Annotated in this window: 14 protein-coding genes; 8 read left to right on the forward strand and 6 right to left on the reverse strand. The window is 71.1% G+C overall.

All coding sequences use genetic code 11. The annotated features are described in order from the left end of the window. Positions 1–134: 134 nt before the first annotated feature. Genes VSH64_RS22960 through VSH64_RS22970 form a run of 3 tightly spaced genes read left to right on the forward strand, consistent with a single transcriptional unit; the run spans position 135 to position 3,738 of the window. Entirely contained in the window at positions 135–1,445 is a 1,311-nt protein-coding gene (locus VSH64_RS22960; protein ID WP_326837711.1) for an MFS transporter, read from the forward strand. 29 nt (positions 1,446–1,474) lie between these two features. Next, entirely contained in the window at positions 1,475–3,076 is a 1,602-nt protein-coding gene (locus VSH64_RS22965; protein WP_326837712.1) for a PAS domain-containing sensor histidine kinase, read from the forward strand. Beyond that, positions 3,073–3,738: a response regulator transcription factor gene (locus VSH64_RS22970; protein ID WP_326837713.1), complete on the forward strand. Its 666-nt coding sequence runs from the start codon at positions 3,073–3,075 to the stop codon at positions 3,736–3,738. Before VSH64_RS22965 ends, VSH64_RS22970 begins: the two co-directional genes overlap by 4 nt. A gap of 66 nt (positions 3,739–3,804) precedes the next feature. On the opposite strand, the gene VSH64_RS22975 is transcribed toward VSH64_RS22970, so the two are convergent. From VSH64_RS22975 to ligM, 3 genes are all read right to left on the reverse strand, one after another. Continuing rightward, positions 3,805–5,229: an MFS transporter gene (locus VSH64_RS22975; RefSeq protein ID WP_326837714.1), complete on the reverse strand. Its 1,425-nt coding sequence runs from the start codon at positions 5,227–5,229 to the stop codon at positions 3,805–3,807. A gap of 135 nt (positions 5,230–5,364) precedes the next feature. Beyond that, a complete protein-coding gene (locus VSH64_RS22980) occupies positions 5,365–6,306 on the reverse strand; it encodes a LysR family transcriptional regulator (RefSeq protein ID WP_326837716.1) in 942 nt (313 codons plus the stop codon). Between the two features lie 140 nt (positions 6,307–6,446). Then, on the reverse strand, positions 6,447–7,850 hold the full coding sequence (ligM, locus tag VSH64_RS22985) for a vanillate/3-O-methylgallate O-demethylase (RefSeq protein ID WP_326837717.1): 1,404 nt from the start codon (positions 7,848–7,850) through the stop codon (positions 6,447–6,449). Between the two features lie 290 nt (positions 7,851–8,140). On the opposite strand from ligM, the gene VSH64_RS22990 reads away from it, so the two are divergent. Genes VSH64_RS22990 through VSH64_RS23005 form a run of 4 tightly spaced genes read left to right on the forward strand, consistent with a single transcriptional unit; the run spans position 8,141 to position 10,890 of the window. Continuing rightward, positions 8,141–9,004, forward strand: coding sequence for a methylenetetrahydrofolate reductase (locus VSH64_RS22990; RefSeq protein ID WP_326837718.1), 864 nt, complete (start codon positions 8,141–8,143; stop codon positions 9,002–9,004). Beyond that, positions 9,001–9,345, forward strand: coding sequence for a protocatechuate 3,4-dioxygenase (locus tag VSH64_RS22995; RefSeq protein WP_326837719.1), 345 nt, complete (start codon positions 9,001–9,003; stop codon positions 9,343–9,345). Before VSH64_RS22990 ends, VSH64_RS22995 begins: the two co-directional genes overlap by 4 nt. Before the next feature lies 1 nt (position 9,346). Continuing rightward, on the forward strand, positions 9,347–10,186 hold the full coding sequence (locus VSH64_RS23000; protein ID WP_456062100.1) for a class III extradiol dioxygenase subunit beta: 840 nt from the start codon (positions 9,347–9,349) through the stop codon (positions 10,184–10,186). Then, positions 10,183–10,890 (forward strand): alpha/beta fold hydrolase, encoded by a 708-nt coding sequence (locus tag VSH64_RS23005; RefSeq protein WP_326837721.1) that lies wholly within the window; start codon positions 10,183–10,185, stop codon positions 10,888–10,890. Before VSH64_RS23000 ends, VSH64_RS23005 begins: the two co-directional genes overlap by 4 nt. A gap of 112 nt (positions 10,891–11,002) precedes the next feature. Here VSH64_RS23005 and VSH64_RS23010 read toward each other — a convergent pair whose 3' ends face one another. The 3 genes from VSH64_RS23010 to VSH64_RS23020 are packed head-to-tail and all read right to left on the reverse strand — an operon-like array spanning position 11,003 to position 13,580. Then, complete coding sequence (locus tag VSH64_RS23010; protein WP_326837722.1) at positions 11,003–11,836, reverse strand: ABC transporter permease; 834 nt, start codon at positions 11,834–11,836, stop codon at positions 11,003–11,005. After that, complete coding sequence (locus tag VSH64_RS23015) at positions 11,836–12,639, reverse strand: ABC transporter permease (protein ID WP_326837723.1); 804 nt, start codon at positions 12,637–12,639, stop codon at positions 11,836–11,838. The genes VSH64_RS23010 and VSH64_RS23015 overlap by 1 nt, the downstream gene beginning before the upstream one ends. Beyond that, positions 12,639–13,580: an ABC transporter ATP-binding protein gene (locus tag VSH64_RS23020; protein WP_326837724.1), complete on the reverse strand. Its 942-nt coding sequence runs from the start codon at positions 13,578–13,580 to the stop codon at positions 12,639–12,641. Before VSH64_RS23020 ends, VSH64_RS23015 begins: the two co-directional genes overlap by 1 nt. 171 nt (positions 13,581–13,751) lie before the next feature. Here VSH64_RS23020 and VSH64_RS23025 point away from each other — a divergent pair, with 171 nt between their 5' ends. After that, positions 13,752–19,070 carry an RHS repeat-associated core domain-containing protein gene (locus VSH64_RS23025; protein ID WP_326837725.1) on the forward strand — a complete coding sequence of 1,773 codons (5,319 nt, stop codon included), beginning with the start codon at positions 13,752–13,754 and terminating at the stop codon, positions 19,068–19,070. Positions 19,071–19,105: the final 35 nt, after the last annotated feature.

Below are 19,105 nucleotides of genomic sequence, written 5' to 3' on the forward strand. Positions count from 1 at the left end.
TCAAAGGACGGTTCCGGTGAGCGGTCACCGCGACAAACGACGTAGAGCGGACGGGTCGGCGCGGCCGTGCCCGGCGGGGTTTTGTCTGCTTTCCTCGGTGCGCGCACCGCACCCCTGGCGAGGAGGTCGGATCCATGGCCGAACCGGCAACGCCGACGCGTCCGTCGAAGAAGACCCTCTTCGTGGCGAGTCTCGTCGGCACCTCGATCGAATGGTACGACTACTACATCTTCGGGACGGCGGCCGCGCTCGCGTTCGGCTCGGTGTTCTACCCGAAGTTCTCCTCCGCCGCGGGCACGCTGGCCGCGTTCGCGACGTTCGCGGTGGGGTTCGTGGCGCGGCCGCTCGGCGGCGCGATCGTGGGCCATTTCGGCGACCGGATCGGCCGCCGCTCGATGCTCGTGCTCACGCTGCTGCTGACCGGGGGCACGACCACGCTGATCGGGGTGCTGCCGACCTACGCCGCGATCGGCGTCGGCGCTCCCGTGCTGCTCGTGCTCCTGCGGGTGCTGCAGGGCTTCGGGGTCGGCGGCGAGTGGGGCGGGGCCGTCCTCATCGCCACCGAACACGCGACCCCGCGCCGCCGCGCGGTCTACGGCAGCTTCGCGCAGTTCGGTGTGCCGGTGGGGGTGCTCACGTCCAACCTCGCGTTCCTGGCCGTGTCCGGGCTGGCCGACGAAGAGTTCCTCAGCTGGGGCTGGCGGATTCCGTTCCTGCTCAGCGTGGTGCTGGTCGTCGGCGGGCTCCTGGTGCGCACCCGGCTGCGCGACGCGCCCGAGTTCACGAAAGCCGAGCCCGCGCGCCGGGCGCCGTTCGTGGAGCTGGTGCGCACGCAGCCGGCGACGCTGGTCCTGGCGAGCCTCGCGTCGATCGCGCCGCCCGCGATCGGCTACACGGTCACCGTGTACATGCTCACCTACGGCACGACCGTGGTCGGCTTCGACCGCACCACGCTGCTGTCGCTCATCCTCGCCTCGACCGCGGTGTGGATCGCGACGATCGTGGTGGCCGCCGTCGCGAGCGACCGGTTCGGCGCGCGCCGCGTGTACGTGCTCGGCGCGGTGACCGCCGTGCTGTGGCCGGTGCCGATGTTCCTGCTGGTGGATTCCGGCAACGCGGCGCTGGCGTTCGTGTCCTTCGCCGTCGCCGCGCTCGTGCAGGGCATCATGGCCGGCGCGCAGGGCGCGCTGTTCACGGAGATCTTCGCGGTGCGCGTGCGCTACAGCGGGATCTCCATCGCCTACCAGCTCGGCGGGATGATCGGCGGCGCCGTGACCCCGATCGTCGCGACGGCGCTGTTCGGCGCGAGTGGTTCATCGACCGCGGTGGCGCTCTACGTCGCCGCGCTTGCACTGGTGAGCCTGGTCGGCGTGGCCGGATTGCGGGTGCGGCGCCCGGCTTCGCAGCAGGAGACGCCGGACCTCGCCGCGCGACCACCGGCGTGAAGTCGGCGTCGCCGCCCCATAATGGGCCCATGCCGGGGCAACGGGATCACCGCGGAACCGGGCCGGGACTCACGGCCGAAGCCGCGCAGGCGCTCGTGTCCGTGTCCGCCGACGGGCTCGCGATCCTCGACACCACCGGGTGTTTCACCTTCCTCAACGACGCGGCAGCGGACCTGCTCGGCTCCCCCGCCGCCGAGCTGCTCGGCGAGCCGGCGCCGTTCACCGCCGGCCCGGAGCCCACGCGGACCGTGCGCCGGCTGGTACCGGGCGGCCGGTCACGTGAGCTGGAGTACCGCCTCGAGCCGTTGCCCGACGGCGGCCGGGCGGTGTGGTTCAGCGACCGCACGGCCGTGCAGCGCCAGCAGGAGCGGCTCACCGCGATCGCGCGCGCCGCGGCCAGCGTGGCCGGCGCGTTCTCGCTGCCGACCACCCTCGAGGCGGTGGCGCGCGAGATGGTGATGACGGCCGGGGTCGTCGCCGTGCAGATCCTGGCGCTCGACGACCCGGCCGCCGATCTGCGCATCCTCGGCATGGCGGGGTTCGGCCCGGCCGCGGACTTCGTCGACCGGCTGAGCGCGTGCCGGCGGCTCGGGGCGCGGGTGCGGTTCTTCGACGCGTTCGTGGGCGGCGAGCCGGTGGTGGAGGTGCACCGCAAGGCCTCGATCATGGCCGATCCGCGGTGGGAACCACTGCACGAGATCATGAACCGGCCCGACTGGGACGGGTTCGTCGCCATGCCGATGGTGGTCCGGACCCGCACGGTCGGCGTGATCAACGCCTACTACCGCGCCGGCGAGGACCCCGGCCCCGGCTCGCTCGCGTTCCTGCAGGCGATGGCCGACCACGCTGCCCTCGCGATCGACACGGCTTCGCTGCTGGCCCGCACCCGCACGCGCGCCCAGTCGGACGAACGCCGCCGGCTGGCCCGCGATCTGCACGATTCCGTGGTGCAGCAGCTGTTTTCGATGCGCATGCAGGCCAAGGCGCTGCGCAGCCGGCTCGACGCGCCCGATGCCGAGCTCGCGCACCTGCGCCCGATCGCCGAAGAGCTCGCCGGGCTCTCGGCCAGCGCCCTGAGCGACCTGCGACTGCTCGTGTTCGAGCTGCGCCCGCTGGACCTCGCCGAACACGGGCTCCTCGACGCCGTGCGCGCCCACGCCGAAAGCGTGCGCGCGCGGACCGGCCTGGTGATCGACGTGGTCACCCCCGGCGAGCCGGTGTTGACCGGCGGGCTCGACACGCAGGAGGACCTCTACCGGATCGTCTCCGAGGCGGTGCACAACGTCGTGAAGCACGCGCGCGCGTCGACGGTCGAGGTCAGCCTCGGCGTGGAGGCGGACGATCTGGTGGTGCGGATCCAGGACGACGGCGCCGGCGGCGGCGAGCCCCCGGAGAGCCGTGAGCAGCTGGGGCTGGTCTCGATGCGGGAACGCACCGAACGCTGGGGCGGGCGGTTCGCGGCGGGCCCGGGCCCGCGGGGTGGCTGGACGGTGCGCGCGGCCGTGCCGCTGCGGCGCCTGCGGGAAGAGGCAGCGCTGGACAAAGCCGTGCTGGAGAAGGCTGCGCAGCAACAGACCGGGCCGGAACAGGCCGTGCGCGACAAGACCGTGCGAGAAGAGATCGGCGGATGAGCCCCGAGGTGATCCGGATCGTGCTCGTCGACGACCACGTGGTGGTGCGGCGCGGGCTGCGTGCGTTCGTGGAGACCGAGCCCGCGCTCGAGGTGATCGGCGAGGCCGCGGACGGCGAGCAGGCCATCGAGCTGCTGCGCGAGTGGCGGACCCTCGGCCGGCCGCTGCCCCACGTGGTGCTGATGGACCTGCAGATGCCGCGGCTCGACGGCGCCGAGGCGACCAAGCGGATCCTCGCCGAGCACCCGGACGTGCAGGTCGTGGTCCTGACCAGCTTCGGCGAGGCCGAGCGCGTGCACACCGCGCTCGCCGCCGGGGCCGCCGGTTACCTGCTCAAGGACGCCGAGCCCGAGGAGGTCGCCACGGCGATCCGTGCGGCGGCGGCCGGCGAGGTGCACCTCGGCTCGGCCGTGGCCAAGCAGCTCACCCGGCGGATGGCGGCGCCGCGCGTGGGGCTCTCTTCGCTGACGGCGCGCGAACGGGAGATCCTCGTGCTCGTGGCGCGGGGCTACGCCAACCGCGAGATCGCGGACACGCTGGTGATCAGCGAACGCACCGCGCGCACCCACGTGAGCAACGTGCTGAGCAAGCTGCAGCTCTCGTCCCGCACCCAGGCGGCACTGCTGGCGATCCGGGAAGGCCTCACTCCGCCACCGGGCTGACTTTCCCTGCGACAAGGGGCTTTCCGCACGGCCGGCCCGCGGAAAGCCCCTTGTCGCCGAGGATTTCTAGGACACGCCTGGTTTCGTGGTCGCCGGAGCCGGCACGGGCACGCCGGCGTCCGGTGCCGTCCGCAGGGAGCCGTCCGCGGTGGCGGGCAGGCGGCGCTGGATGCGGCCCAGCGCGATGAGCAGCACCATCATCGCCAGCGGGAACGCGGCGAAGACGAAGAAGGTGTCCTTCGCGTCGAGCCCGTGGTCCAGCAGCACGCCGGCCAGCCACGGCCCGAGCATCGCGCCGAGCTTGGACACCGACGTCGCCCAGCCGGCGCCGTTGGCGCGGATCGCGGGCCGGTAGAAGATGCCCGACACGCTGATCACGCCGCCGTGGCCGCCGATGATGAACACGTTGGACAGCAGCAGCACGACCACGTAGGCCAGTGCGGACAGGTGCACGAACCCGATCACGAGCAGGCACGGCACCGCGAGCAGCGGCATGTACGCGATGGCCCCGGCGCCGCGGTGGTCGATGAACCGCCCGATCAGGACCTGCCCCAGCGCGCCCGCCGCCGAGGTGCCCGCGGCGAGGGTGGCGGCCGCCGACACGCTGAACCCGATCTGCTCGTTGAGGATCGGGCCCCAGAACGTCAGGTAGAACACCACGGTCGCGGAGCAGAAGTACGACGCCCACACCAGCGCGGTGATCACCGCGAGCCGGCCCCGGAACAGGGCCGCCGGCGTGAACTGCTTGCGCTCGACGACTTCCGTGCCCACCACGTACTGGGCGTTGTCCGGCAAGGTGAGCCCGGGCCGCAGGCGGCGCAGCGTGCGCGCGATCTTCTCGGGAGCGAGTCCCTTCTGCGCCAGGAACTTCACCGACTCCGGCAGCAGCGCGACCACGGCGATCAGCACCACCAGCGAGGCCGCGCCACCCACGAGGAACACCGACTGCCAGCCGAAGCGCGGGATCAGCAGGTTGGACAGCGGGCCGCCGGACGCGCTGCCGAGGCTGTAGCCGACCATCACGATCACCACCGACGTGGAGCGCATCCGGATCGGCGCGAACTCACTCACCAGCGCCCACACCGGCGGGAGCGCGCCGCCCACGAACAGCCCGGTGACCAGGCGCAGCAGCACCAGCTCGGGGTAGTTCTGCGCGAAGGCGACCAGCACCATGAAGATGCCGAAGCCGGTCACCGACACGACGATGGCGGGTTTGCGCCCGACCCGGTCGCCCAGGTAGCCGATCACGATCCCGCCCACCAGCGTGCCGACGACCCCGACGGTGCCGAGCGTGCCGAGCTGCGTGTTGGTGAGGTCGAACGATTTCTTCAGATAGCGGCCCGCGAACGAGATGACTTGGAGGTCGAAGCCGTCCAGAAACGCGACGAGCCAGGACACCGAGAAGAGCGCGGTCCAGAACCTCCCCGCTTTCTGGTTCTCGATCAGGGGGAGAACATCGATGATCGGTCTGCTCGTCGTTGATTTCGACAAGGCACACTCCTTTGTGCGCTGGGGCCGTGTGCTTCACCGCGTTTCGCAGATTGCCAGTATGTGGCTCCGGCGAAGGCGGTCGGTAATAAATCGTCTGCACCCGTCGCATAACCGCCGTGAATACCCCGTTCGGACTCAAGCCAGCCCGGCGGCCGCCTTCGCGAGCAGGGTCCGCAGCCAGGTGTGCGTGCGTTCGTCGGTGTTCTTGCGGTGCCACCACAGGACTTCCACGATCGGCGGCGCGTCGCCGGGATACGGCAGCACGCGCAGATCGGCGCGGTCGGCGAACTGGCCGGCGAGCCGCTGCTGCATCACGGCGACGCGGTCCGTGCCCGCCACGAAGTACGGTGTCGCCTGGTAACTGTCCACGCGCACGGCGACCTGCGGCTGGGTGCTCAGCTGCGCGAGCACGGGGGCAAGCGGTGAACTCGCCGGATAGCCGTCGTCGGGGTGGTTGGGGATCACCCACGGCATCCGTTCCAGGTCCGCGAGCCGCGGTGCCTCGCCCACCGGGTTGTCCGCGGCCACCACACACGACCAGTGGTCGCGAAACAATTCCTGCCCGCGGATTTCGTCCACCTTGAACGCGGATTTCGGAGCGGAAATGATCGCGTCGATTTCGCGCAGCGTTTCCGGCAGGTCCGCCGGCAGCTCGCCTTTGGCCACCTTCACGCTCAATCGCGCGCGGGGCGCGGCCGCGTGGAGAGTGCGCGACAGCTGTTCGCCGAACGCCGCGAGGACGTAGTCGTTGGTCAGAATCGTGAATTCACGCTCGGTGTCTTCAGGGTGGAATTCCGGTTCGGGCGAAAAGAGGTGTTCGAGGCTCAGGTACACCGGTTCGATCTCGGCCGCGAGCCGCTCCCCGAGCGGTGAGAGGACGAAACCCGACCGCGTGCGTTCGAGCAGGTCGTCGCCGAAGTGCCGGCGCAGCCGGGCGAGTGCGGCGCTGGCCGCGGGCTGGGTCACGCCGACCCGTTGCGCCGCACGGGTCACGTTCTGCTCGCGCAGCAGCTCCCGCAGGATCACCAGCAGGTTGAGGTCGATGTTCGCGAGCGAGCCGACGCCCCGTCGCACCACGTCGGATCACCACCAGGCGCTCGCGTCCAGTTCTCCCGGTCGCGCCGGGGTCACCGGCGACGGCCTCGGACACCGTACTACGGCCCCGCCCCGGCGGGCAGTGCCGCGAAACCGCCGCCGTCCGCGCGCGCACGGCGGGCTCAGACCCGCGCGGCCGAGCGCCAGCCGGGGTGATAGGTCTCGCGGGCCATCGCCGAGTACGGCGCGGGGCTCACGATGGCGCGCACGGCGAGCTGCTCGTGCGGCTGCACGGTGGTCTTGCGGCTGCCGCCGCCGGGCTCGCCCCACAGCACCCGCACCTCCGCGCCGAGCGGCACGTCGGGGTCGATCGTGGCCAGCGACAGGGCGGCGCGTTCGTTGGCGCTGTAGCCGGTGAACAGCGACAGGCCGAGCAGGTTGCCGTCGGCGTCGAGCACGGAGTCGAAGTTCGACGAGCCGTAGTTGGCGTTGGGCAGGTCGAAGAACTGGTAGCCGGGGCCGGCCGGATCCACGGGCGAGGTGAGCAGCTTGCCGACGTCCTCGGGGTTCCAGGCGAGCGTGACCTTCCGCCGCTGCCGTTCGGGGTCGATGGCCGCCAGCGCGTCGCGGCCCACGAAGTCGTGGTCGAACTTCACGAACGAGCCGTAGCCCAGCTCCCACGGGTTGAGGTAGTAGTCCTCGATGCGCTCGGAGACGAAGCTGCCGGCCAGCGCGTTGGTGGCCTCGTAGCTCTGGGCGCCGAGCCACTCGCGGTAGGGCCGCAGCCCTTCGCCGGTGTAGATCGCGGGCAGCGGCGAAGGGATCCAGCCCGACTCCAGCGTGTTGCACGAGTAGGCGCGCGCCCCGGCCGGTTCGAGGCCGAACTCGCGGCCGGCTTCGAGGATGGCTTCGCGGACCTTGTCGTAGGTCTCGTACGGGCCCCACAGCTCCAGCCCGGGCGCGCCGGCCATGCCGTGGCGCAGCGTGCGCACCCGCTCCCCCGCGACGTTCAGGTGGCCCATGCGGAAGAACCGGACCTGCTCCACCGGGCCGCCGTGCACCTTCTCGATCACCGGCCACGCGTTCGGCCCCTGGATCTGGAACCGCCACAGGTCCCGGGTCACCGGCTTGCCGTACGGGCGCGAAGGCGAGCGCTGGTCCAGCCGCAGCTCCACGTCGTAGCCCTGCTCCGCGCGGAAGGCGAGCCAGTTGGCCACCGGCGCGCGGCCGACGAACACGAACTCCTCCTCGGCCAGGCGGAACAGGATGCCGTCGCCGATCACGCCGCCCTCGGGCGAGACCGGCACGAACTGCTTGGCCGAGTCGACCGGGAACTTCTCGACGCTGTTGATGCCGGTCTCGGAGATCAGCTTCAGCGCGTCGCGACCCGAAATGAACAGGTTGACCATGTGGTGGGTCTGGTCGAACAGCACCGCCGTGGAACGCCAGGCCGTGACCTCGCGGCGGAAGTTGGTGAACTCGGCGGGCACGACCGGGTAGATGTAGGCGCCGATCTGGGAGTCGCGCAGCAGCTCCACCGTGTTCCCCGCCTGGTCGAGGGCGTCCTGCAGGCTTTTCGCGCTCATGTGCGGTCCGTTCTCGTGCGACAGCGTGTGGGATCCGGTGGCGGTCGCGCGCCGCCGGAGGGCCGCGGGCCGTGCGCCGGTCCCGGGCCGCCGCAAGGGACGCTAGGCGCGTGACCGCGCGATCGTGAGGTCTTGCCGACCGGTCTCGCCTACGTCATTCGTCCTGCGCCGCGCGGGGCCAGGTCATTTGTCGCGGTGAACTCGGTCTCGATGCCGGACGAAAACCCACCCGCGCTTCGTTCTACTGGTCGTCGGTGGGTGTTACCGGCACGAGGAGACGAGGGCAGCGCATGACCACCCAGCAGGAGGTCGCCGGCTCGCCGCGCCGCCGGCCGGGTCCGGCCGACGTGGTGCGGGCCATGAGCTACGAGGTGATGCCGTTTCGCGGCACCGAGCAGAACGTGCTGGAGCACGTGCCCCCGGCCGTGCCGCTCACGGTGACCGTGACCGACGCGAAGGGCCTCGAGCCGACGCTGGACCTCACCGAACGCCTGCTGCGCCACGGCTACCAGGTCGCGCCGCACCTGGCCGCGCGGCAGTTCACCGACCGCGCTCACGTGGCCGACGTGGTGGCCCGCCTGGACGAGGCCGGCGCGCGCTCGGTGTTCGTGATCGGCGGTGACGCGCCGCACCCGGCGGGCCCGTTCGCGGACGCGCACTCCCTGCTGCTGGCGATGGCGGAGCTGGGACACCCGTTCACCGAGGTCGGCATCGGCGGTTATCCGGAGGGGCACGCGAACATCCCGGCCGCCGCGCTGGACAACGCGCTGCGCGAGAAGGCGCCGCTGGCGACCCGGGTGATCACGCAGATCTGCTTCGACGCCGCGGCCACCGGGGCGTGGGCCGCCGGGATCTCCGCTTCGGGCGTCGACCTTCCGGTCCACATCGGACTGCCGGGGCCGGTGAACCGGCAGAAGCTCGTGCGGATCTCGGCCGGGATCGGGCTGGGACAGTCGGCGCGGTTCCTGCGCAAGCAGCAGAACCTGGTGTGGCGGCTGCTGCTGCCACACGGTTACGAGCCCACGAAACTCGCGCGACGGCTGGCCGCGGTGCCGGGCAACATCGCCGGGCTGCACGTGTTCACGTTCAACGAGCTGGCGAAAACCGAGGCGTGGCGCCGGGAACTGCTCGCGCGGCTGGACGTGCGCGCATGACCGGCGCCCGCGACGACTACCTGCTCGACCTCAGTGCGAGCCGACGCGGTTACGCGTTGAACAAGATGTGCCTGTCGTTCAAGGAAGAACGCAACCGGCAGCGGTTCTCCGCGGACGAAGCCGCCTACTGCGACGAGTTCGGGCTTTCGCCGGAGCAGAAGAAGGCGATCCTCGACCGCGACTGGACCGGCATGCTCGAGCTCGGCGGGTCCATCTTCTACACCTACAAGCTGGCCATGCTGGACGGGAAGTCCATGCAGCACCTCGGCGGCGTGTTCACCGGCATGACGGCCGAGGAGTTCGCCGCGGCGCTGCGTTCGGGAGGGCGGAACTTTGGCTAGGGTGACCTGGGGGCTGGCCACTTCGCACGTGCCGTCGATCGGTGCTGCGATGGACCACGGCAAAACCGCCGACCCGTACTGGAAACCGCTGTTCGACGGCTACGCGCCGGCGCGCGAGTGGATGGCCGCGCGCCGGCCGGACGTCGCGGTGATCGTGTACAACGACCACGCCAACGCGCTCGACCTCGACCTGGTGCCGACGTTCGCGATCGGCACCGCGCAGCGCTACGAGGTGGCCGACGAGGGCTGGGGCCGCCGGCCCGTGCCGCCGGTGGTGGGCTCGCCGGAGCTGAGCGAGCACCTGGTGCGCAGCCTCGTGGACGACTCGTTCGACATCGCGACCTTCCACCGGCTCGACGTGGACCACGGGCTCACCGTGCCGCTGTCGGTGTACTGCCCGGACCCGGGTGACGCGTGGCCGTGCGCGGTGGTGCCGGTGCTCGTGAACGTGATCCAGTACCCGCAGCCCACCGCCGCCCGGTGTTACGCACTGGGTCAGGCGATCGGCCGCGCGATCCGCTCGTTCCCGCCCGACCTCGACGTCGCCGTGTTCGGCACCGGCGGCATGTCCCACCAGCTCGCCGGGGCGCGCGCGGGGCTGATCAACACACCGTTCGACCGCAAGTTCCTGGCGCAGATCGAAACCGACCCGTCGGCGCTCGCCGCGCTCACGCGTGAGGAGTACATCGCCGCGGCCGGCACGGAAGGCGTCGAGCTGATCATGTGGCTGGTGATGCGCGGCGCGCTGGACGCGCGGATCACGCGCATCCACGAGACCTACCACGTGCCGGCGTCGAATACCGCGGCCGCGCTGGCGCTCTTCGAGAACGGAGTCTCATGACCACGTTCGTCCTGCTCCACGGCGCGTGGCACGGCGGCTGGGCCTGGCAACGCGTCACGCCCGCCCTGCGCGCCGCCGGCCACGACGTGTTCGCCCCCACGCTCACCGGCCTCAGCGACCGCGCCCACCTGCTGTCCCCGTCGGTGGGGCTCGCTACGCACACGCAGGATGTCGTGGCGCTGCTGGAGGCGCACGACCTGCGCGACGTGGTGCTCGTGGGGCACAGCTACGCCGGCCAGGTCGTGACCGCCGTCGCCGACCGCGTGCCCGACCGCGTCGGTACGCGCGTGTACCTCGACGCCTTCGCGGGCCGCGACGGCGAAGCCGCGATCGACCTGCTGCCCGAGACGGTGGCCGGCCACTACCGCGAGTCCGTGGCCGGCCCGGGCTTCGGCTGGCTGATCCCGGTGCGGTCGCTGACCGTGCTGGGCGTGACCGCCGAGGCCGACCTCGCTTGGCTGGGCCCCCGGCTGACGCCGCACCCCTGGCTCACCTACACGGAACCGCTACGCCTCACCGGCGCGGGCGACGGCGTGCCCGCGGCGTTCGTGGAGTGCACGGACTGGATGCGGGTGTTCCGGCCGCACGCCGAACGCGCCGCCGCGTCGGGCTGGCCGGTGCACGAGCTGGCGACCGGCCATGAGGCGATGGTGACGGCGCCGGACGAGCTGGCGGAGTTGTTGGTGGCGATCGCGAAGTCTTGAACTCGCGCCGTCCTGAACTCGCGCAGCTCTGAACCCGCGTCGTCCTGAACCCGCGCAGTCCCGAACCCGTCGAGGGAATCCGTTCCGGCCAAGCCGACCGCCGGCGGTCAGGTCAGGTCAGCAGCAGTTTCGCGATGCGCCGCGTCGACCCCCAGACGCCGAGGGCCGCCAGGGCGAGCAGGTAGGCCAGGTTGCCCGCCATGCTCCAGGAGAAGTAGCCGGTCGCGAGGCCGCGCATGAGTTCGATGCCGTGGTAGAGCGGGAAGCAGCGGACGATCCACTGCAGCGCCGTGGGGTAGACGGTGATCGGGAAGAACGTGGTGGAGAACAGGAACATCGGCATGAGCACGAGCTGGATGTAGTCGAACTGCGAGGTCGACTTCAGGTAGCTCACGAGCGTGATGGAGATGGCCGAGAAGGCGAACGACACCAGCAGCGCCACCGGCAGGAGCAGCACCGCCCACCACGAGGTGAGCAGGCCCATCGCGCCGGTGACGGCCATGAAGGCGACCGAGTACAGCCCGCCGCGCAGCATGGCCCAGCCGATTTCGCCGAGGGCGACGTCGAGGGGGCCGATGGGGGTGGCGAGCATGGCGTCGTACGTTTTCGCGTAGCGCAGCTTGAAGAACAGGTTGTACGTGCTCTCGAACACGGCCCCGTTCATCGCGGAGGACGCCAGCAGCGCGGGTGCCACGAAGGCGACGTAGCTCATCGGCCGGCCGTCGGGGCCCGGCACGGTCTGCACGAGCTTGCCGAAGCCGACCTGGAACGCGAGCAGGTAGAAGAGCGGCTCCAGCGCGCCGGACAGCAGGATGGACCACGACCGCCCGTAGACGGTGACAGCGCGCTCGATCAGCGCACCGGCCCGGCCGCTGTACATGCCGGCCGGCAGCACGCGGATGAGCAGCCCGCGGCGCTGGAACTCGGGAAGTCGCACGTCGGTCATCACGCCACCAGCCGGCTGAAGAACCAGCGGTGGGCCAGCGCCCAGCCCACCACCACGAGCGCCACCAGGTACGCCAGGTGCCCGAGTACCGCGAGCCCGCCGACGCCGCCGAGGGTGCCGGCGCGGGCCAGCTGCGTGCCGTGCCACAGCGGCGACAGCCAGGCGAGCCAGCGCAGGTACACCGGGATCTGGGTGATCGGGAAGAACGTGCCCGAGAACAACGTCATCGGCATCACCACGAACCGGAACAGCAGGCCGAACCGCTGCCCCTCGTCGAAGGTCTTCGCGGCCAGCGCGGTCATCGGGGCGGCACACGCCAGCCCGGTGAGCGTGCCGACGAGCACCACCAGTACCGCACCGAAGTTCTGCCACGCGCCGAAGAACACGGCGATCACCGCGTAGATCGTGCCGGCCAGCGTGAGCTTCAGCCCCGACCAGATGAAGTGCGCGCCGACGAGCTGGCCCGGTGACACCGGCGTGGCCGTGACCGCCACGTAGTCCTTCTGCCACTTGAAGCCCGACAGCACCGGGTACGTCGAATCGCCCACCCCCTGCTGCGCCGCGCCCGCCACGAGCAGCGCCGGGGCCACGTACACGAGGTAGGACACCCCGCCCGTGGCCGGACCGGCCTGCACCTGCGAACCGAAGCCCAGACCCATCGCGGCCAGGAACAGCACCGGTTGCAGGCCGGTGGAGTACAGCGTGCTCACCCAGTGGCGCCGGTACCACATCCAGTGGCCCTCGACGCGCAACCACGCGCCACGCCAGGAGCCGACGACGCGGCCCGTCGCGGAGATCGTCATCAGTCCACCAACGTCCGGCCGGTGAGCCGCAGGAACACGTCCTCCAGCGAGCTGCGCCGGACCAGGCTCGACACCGGGCGCAGGCCGCGTTCGTGGGCGCGCTCCAGCGTGGCCTCGCCGGTCATCGTGTAGAGCAGCACGCGGTCGGGCAGCACCTCGACGCGCTCGGCCAGCCCCTCCAGAACCGCCGCCGCCGCGACCTGCTCGCCCGGCGCGAAGCGCAGCTCCACGACCTCACGCGTGGAGTACCGCGAGATCAGGTCCGCAGGCGAGCCCTCGGCGGCGATCCGGCCGCCGTCCATGACCACGAGCCGATCGCAAAGCTGCTCGGCTTCATCCATGTAATGAGTAGTGACGATCAGGGTGGTGCCCTGTGCCTTGAGCCGGAACAGCCGGTCCCACAGCAGGTGCCGGGCCTGCGGGTCGAGGCCCGTGGTCGGCTCGTCGAGCAGCAGCAGCTCCGGGTCGTTGACCAGCGAACGCGCGATCGTGAGCCGCCGCTTCATGCCGCCCGACAGCGAGTCGACGGTGTTCTCCGCCCGGTCGCTGAGCTGCGCGAACTCCATCAGCTCCTCGGCCTTCGCCCGCACGTGGGCTCGCGACAGCCCGAAGTACCGGCCGTAGATCTGCAGGTTCTGGCGCACCGACAGCTCCACGTCGAGGTTGTCCTCCTGCGGCACCACCCCCAGGCGCGCACGGATCTTCGGCCCGTCGACGTCCGGGTCCATGCCCAGCACGCGCAGGTCACCGTCGGTGCGCGGCGACACGCACGCGATCATCCGCATCGTCGAGGACTTCCCGGCGCCGTTGGGCCCGAGGAAGCCGAACGACTCCCCCGCGCGCACCTCGACGTCGATGCCGCGGACCGCTTCGAACTCATCGAACCGCTTCACCAGTGCCTTCGCCTGCACCAGTGCCGGTTCCGCCGTTGACTCACCCACGCAACCGACACTAGGCCGCGGCACCGACAGTTTTCGACCGGTTTCCCGATCGGTCGGCGCACGGTGACCGTCACCCACCTCGGCACCCCGTGGTCCCGCGATCGCGAACCGGCAATCGATCTTGCTAAGGTCCGGAAGCTGTCGCCGGGCTGACGATGAGGTGTCTTCGCCATGACCAATCCGTTGATCGCGCCGACCCAGGATTCCACGAAGGCCTACTCCGGCATCTCGCTCCTGGAAACGGCCAACGACCTGTCCACGGCCATCGAGTCGGGCGACTGGGCCTCGGTGGCGATGGGTGCGGTCGGCACCGCACTGGACGCGCTGTCGATGGCGATGGACCCCTTCGGCGCGATCCTCGCCGCCGGGGTGAGCTGGCTGATGGAACACGTCGGCCCGCTCAAAGACGCCCTCAACGGGCTCACTGGCAACGCCGACCAGATCAAAGCCCAGTCGGAGACGTGGGCCAACGTCGCCAAGGAGCTCGGCAGCGTCGCGTCCGACCTCAACGACGCCCTCAACGCCGACCTGCAGTCGTGGACCGGCGCCGCCTCCGACGCCTACCGGCAGCGCGCCCAGGACCTGAGCACCTCGTTGCAGGCCGCGCAGAAGGGCTGCGAAGGCGCCTCCTCCGGAGTCAAAACCGCCGGCGAAGTCGTCGCCGCGGTCCGCACCCTGGTGCGCGACATCATCTCCGAGCTGATCGGGCACATGATCAGCTGGGCGTTGCAGGTCATCTTCACCCTCGGCATCGGCCTCACCTGGGTCGTCCCCCAAGTCGTGAGCGCTGTCGCGAAGACCGCCTCGCAGATCACCGGTCTGGTCACCAAACTCGTCAAAGCCCTCAAGGCACTCGTGCCGTTGCTGAAGAAGGCCGGCACCCTGTTCGAAGACGCCGGCAAGGCGTTCAAGGGCCTCAAGGGCGGCAAGGTCACCCCGCCGCCCGGCACCAAGGGCCTCTCCGACACCCCGAAGGCCCCACCGGTGAAGTCGGGCGGCGCCGACAGTGGCGGCACCAAGGCCTCCGGCTACGAAGGCGCACCCAAGGACTACACCCCGCCGACGGGCAAGGGCGGCGCCGACGACTCCACGCACGCCTCCGGCTACACCGGCGGCACCCAGGACCACACTCCTCCGCCGACCAAGAGCGGTGCCGACGACTCCACCCACACGTCGGGCTCGGGTGGCGGCACCCCGCCACCGCTGAAGACCGACGGGCCGCCGGCGTCGCGCGGGCTCGGCGGGGGTGCGCCGGCCACGCGGGACACCCCGCCGCCGTTGAAGGACCAGGGCGAGAACCCGCGCTCGATCGACGACACGGTGTGCGTGAACGACCCGATCGACGTCGCCACCGGGCAGATGGTGCTGCCCGAGGTCGACGCCGAGTTCGCGGGCACCCTGCCGCTGGTGTTCGAGCGCACGCACTTCTCGTCGTTCCGCGCGGGCCGGTTCTTCGGCTCCAGCTGGGTGTCCACAGTGGACCAGCGACTGGAGGTCGACGGCGAAGGCGTGTCGTTCGCTTCGGCCGACGGTGTCGTGCAACGGTTCCGCCACCCCGCCGTCGACGAGTGGACGCGCGCGGAGCAGGGGCCGCTGCGGTCGATCACCCGGCTGGACAACGGCGGATACCTGATCGACGACGCCGCCGCGTCCGTCGCGCGCTACTTCGCGCCGGGCGAGGACGTGCTGCCGATCTCGGCGGTGAGCGACCGCAACGGCAACCGCGTCGAGTTCGACTTCGACGACGCCGGAGTTCCGCTGGGCCTGCGCCACAGCGGCGGCTACACCCTCCGGGTCGAAACGACGGAAGGTCTCGTCACCGGCCTGTTCTCGCCGGGCCCGGACGGCTCGGAGGTCGAGCTGGCCCGCTACGCCTACACCGACGGCCGGCTCACGGCCGTGGTCAACAGCTCGGGCCTGCCCTTCCGCTACGAATACGACGACGCGGGCCGCGTCGTGGCGTGGCTGGACCGCAACGAGTCGTGGTACCGCTACACCTTCGACGCCGCCGGCCGCTGCGTGCGGACCGAGGGCGCCGGCGGGTTCCTGTCCGGCACCCTGGAGTACGACACCGACAACCGGATCACGTACTCGACCGACGCCGACGGCCACCGCCACGAGTTCCACCTCAACGCCGCCGGCCAGATCGTGCGCGAGGTCGACCCGCTCGGCGGTGTGACGACCTCGGAGTGGACCGCGCACAACCAGCTGCTGCGCCGGGTCGACCCGTTGGGGCGCGTGACCGCCTACACCTACGACGAAGCCGGCAACGCGGTGCGGATCGTGCGCCCGGACGGCAGCGAGATCACGTTCGAACGCACCGAGTTCGGGCTGCCGCTGGCCATGACCGAAGCGCCCGGCGTGGTCACTCGCTGGGCGTACGACGAGCGCGGCAACGTGCTCGAGCACGTGGACCCGACCGGCGCCGAGACCGTCTACACCTACGACGAGGCCGGCAACCTCACCTCGGTCACCGACGCCGCGGGCGGCGTCACGCGGATCGCTCCCGGCCTCGCCGGCCTGCCCGCCGCGATCACCGACGCCACCGGGGCGACCACCGGCTACCAGCGCGACCAGTTCGGCCGCACGGTCGGCGTGGTCGACGAGGTCGGCGGGGTCGAGCAGTTCGGCTACACCGTGAGCGGGGCGATGACGTGGCACCGGCGCGCGGACGGCTCCGTCGAGCAGTGGCTCTACGACGCGGAGGACAACAACCGCACGCACACCAGCGCGGTGGGCACCACGACGTGGTCGGAGATCACCCACGGCGACCTGCCCTCGGCGCAGATCCGTCCCGACGGCACCCGGGTGGAGTTCGCGTACGACTCGCAGCTGCGCCTGGTCGCGGCCACCGACGAGCAGGGCCGGGTCTGGCGCCGCACCTACGACGGCGCCGGGAACCTGGTGCGGCAGACGGACTTCTCCGGCGTGTCCACGAGCTACCGCTACGACGCGGCCGGCCAGGTCGTGGAGCAGCGGACCGACGGTGGGCAACCGATCACGATCCGGTACGACGCGCTGGGCCGCATCGTCGAACGCGCGTGCGGTGACACGGTCAACCGCTACACCTACGACCCGGGCGGGCACCTGCTCACCGCCGAGAACGCCGACAGCCGTGTGGAGTTCCGCCGCGACGCGGCCGGGCGCGTACTCGCCGAGACGGTGAACGGGCGCACCGTGTTCTCCTTCCTCGACCGCCTGGGCCGGCGCGTGCGACGCGTGACCCCATCGGGGGCGGAGACCGGCTGGGAGTACGGCACCGCGGACGGGCCCGTGGCGGTCCGCGCCGACGGCCGGACCCTGCGGTTCGACTACGACCCGGCGGGGCGCGTCACGCGCCGGGCGCTCGACTCGGGCGCCGCCCTCACCCAGGCCTGGACGCCGAACTCCCAACTGGCCGGCCAGACCGTGACCGACCCGACGGGCCGCGCCACCCAGCAGCGGGCCTACCGCTACCGCGCGGACGGTCGGCTGACCGGCGTCGAGGACCAGCTCACCGGACCCCGGTCCTTCGCCCTCGACCAGCGTGGCCGCGTCACCGGCGTGCAGGGGCCCGGCTGGAGCGAGCACTACGCCTACGACGCCGCGGGCAACGTCGTCGACGGTGCCTGGCCGACCGCCACCGAGCAGGACGCGCTCGGCCCCCGCTCGATGGCCGGCACAGCCGTCACCGCGGCCGGCGGCACCCGCTACGGGCACGACGCCCACGGGCGCATGGTGCTGCGCCGCACCGCCGCCGGCCAAGAATCCCGCTTCACGTGGGATTTCCAGAACCGCCTCACCGCCGTGGCCCTGTCCGACGGCACGCGGTGGCGCTACCGCTACGACGCCCTCGGCCGCCGCATCGCGAAGGAACGCCTCGGCCCTGACGGCACGACCGTGCTCGACCGCACCGACTTCGCCTGGGACGGCGAGGTGCTGGTGGAAGAGACCCGGACCGGGCCGGACGGGCTCGACGTCACGGTGTGGGACTACGAACCCGACACCTTCACCCCGCTCCTGCAGCGGCAGCGCCGGCGCACCCCCTCCCAGGAGTGGGTCGACGCGCGGTTCCACACCATCGTGACCGACCAGGCCGGCGCGCCCGCGGAGCTGGTCGACGAACACGGCACCGTCGCCTGGCACGCCCACGCCACCCTGTGGGGCGGCGTCACCACCGCACCGCAGTCCACCACGGACACCCCGCTGCGGTTCCAGGGCCAGTACTTCGACCGCGAAACCGGCCTGCACTACAACTTCCACCGCTACTACGACCCGGTGCTCGCCCGCTACCTCAGCCCGGACCCGATCGGCTTCGAGGGCGGTCCCAACCAGCACGCGTTCGTGGAGAACCCCCACGTGCTGACCGACCCGCTCGGGCTGATGCCGAAGGCTTGTTCGAAGAAGGGGAAGTCGTCCAAGGCGAGCAGCAGCTCCACCCACACCTCGTCGGCCAACCCGGAGTACAAGTACTCCCCCGGTGGCAGCCCGTACCTCGAACTGCCGCCGGGCGGCGCGAACTTCGACAAGTCCAACCGCGTGGCCTCCGGGTTCGTGAACCCGGGCCACGACCACCAGAACATGGTGCCCCACTGGGTCGACGCCGCCGTGCAGAAGCCCCCGCCCGGTGTCCTCGACGCGAACGGCAAGATCCTCGACAAGCAGGCCTACAAGAACTGGCTGGACACCACGCAGTTCCACACCAAGACGAACACCGGCGTGCCCGACAAGATGATCACGGGTCACGGCGACGGCGTGCTGGGCCACATGACCTCCGCGGGCGAACACTGGAACACCGAGGGCATGTGGAAGCACCGGCCGGAAAACCTGGCCGACAACCGGCGGACCGACTACTACCACGGAATCGAGGAGAAGCACTCCTCCGCGTCCAGCGGGTCCAAAGACCCCGCGTACGAGCGGCCCGGCCCGTACAACCAGGCGAAACCCGAGTACTGGGACCAGAACCACCCCTCTTTCTCGAAGACGGGCGGGCCGTGGCCGTCGTACGTGAAGACCCAGGGCCCGGCGTTGCCGCCCGGCGGGTACGTGCAGGCGAACGGCAGCGTCTACTACGGCCCGACCGGTCCGGTCGTGCCCCACAACCCGGCGCCGCCGATGGTCCAGCACACCCCGGCGCCGACTTACTCGAGCCCCTACGTGAGCAGCTCGACCGGCGGTCACTCGAGCTCGTACGCGAGCGGCTCCAGCGGGTACAACAACTACTCCAGCCCGTACACGAGCGGCTCGTCGTCCGCGTACCCGCCGCCCACCGGCCACAACGGCTATCTCACGCCGGGGCAGTCGGCTCCCTACCCCGGCGGGACCTACCCTCCGCCGGGCTACGGCAGCGGCTACAACGGCGGCGGTTACAACGGTGGTTATGACGGCAGCGGGTCCTACGGCGGCAGTGGTTACAACGGCGGCTACGGCGGCGGGTCCTACAGCGGCGGTTACAACGGTGGCTACGACGGCAGCGGCTACGGCGGCGGTTCGGGGAACGGCTGGTCCTGAGCGGGCCGGTCAGCAGGTTTCCCCGGCCCGCCTGA

It is taken from the genome of Amycolatopsis rhabdoformis, from assembly GCF_035918295.1.
Taxonomy (GTDB): Bacteria; Actinomycetota; Actinomycetes; order Mycobacteriales; family Pseudonocardiaceae; genus Amycolatopsis; species Amycolatopsis rhabdoformis.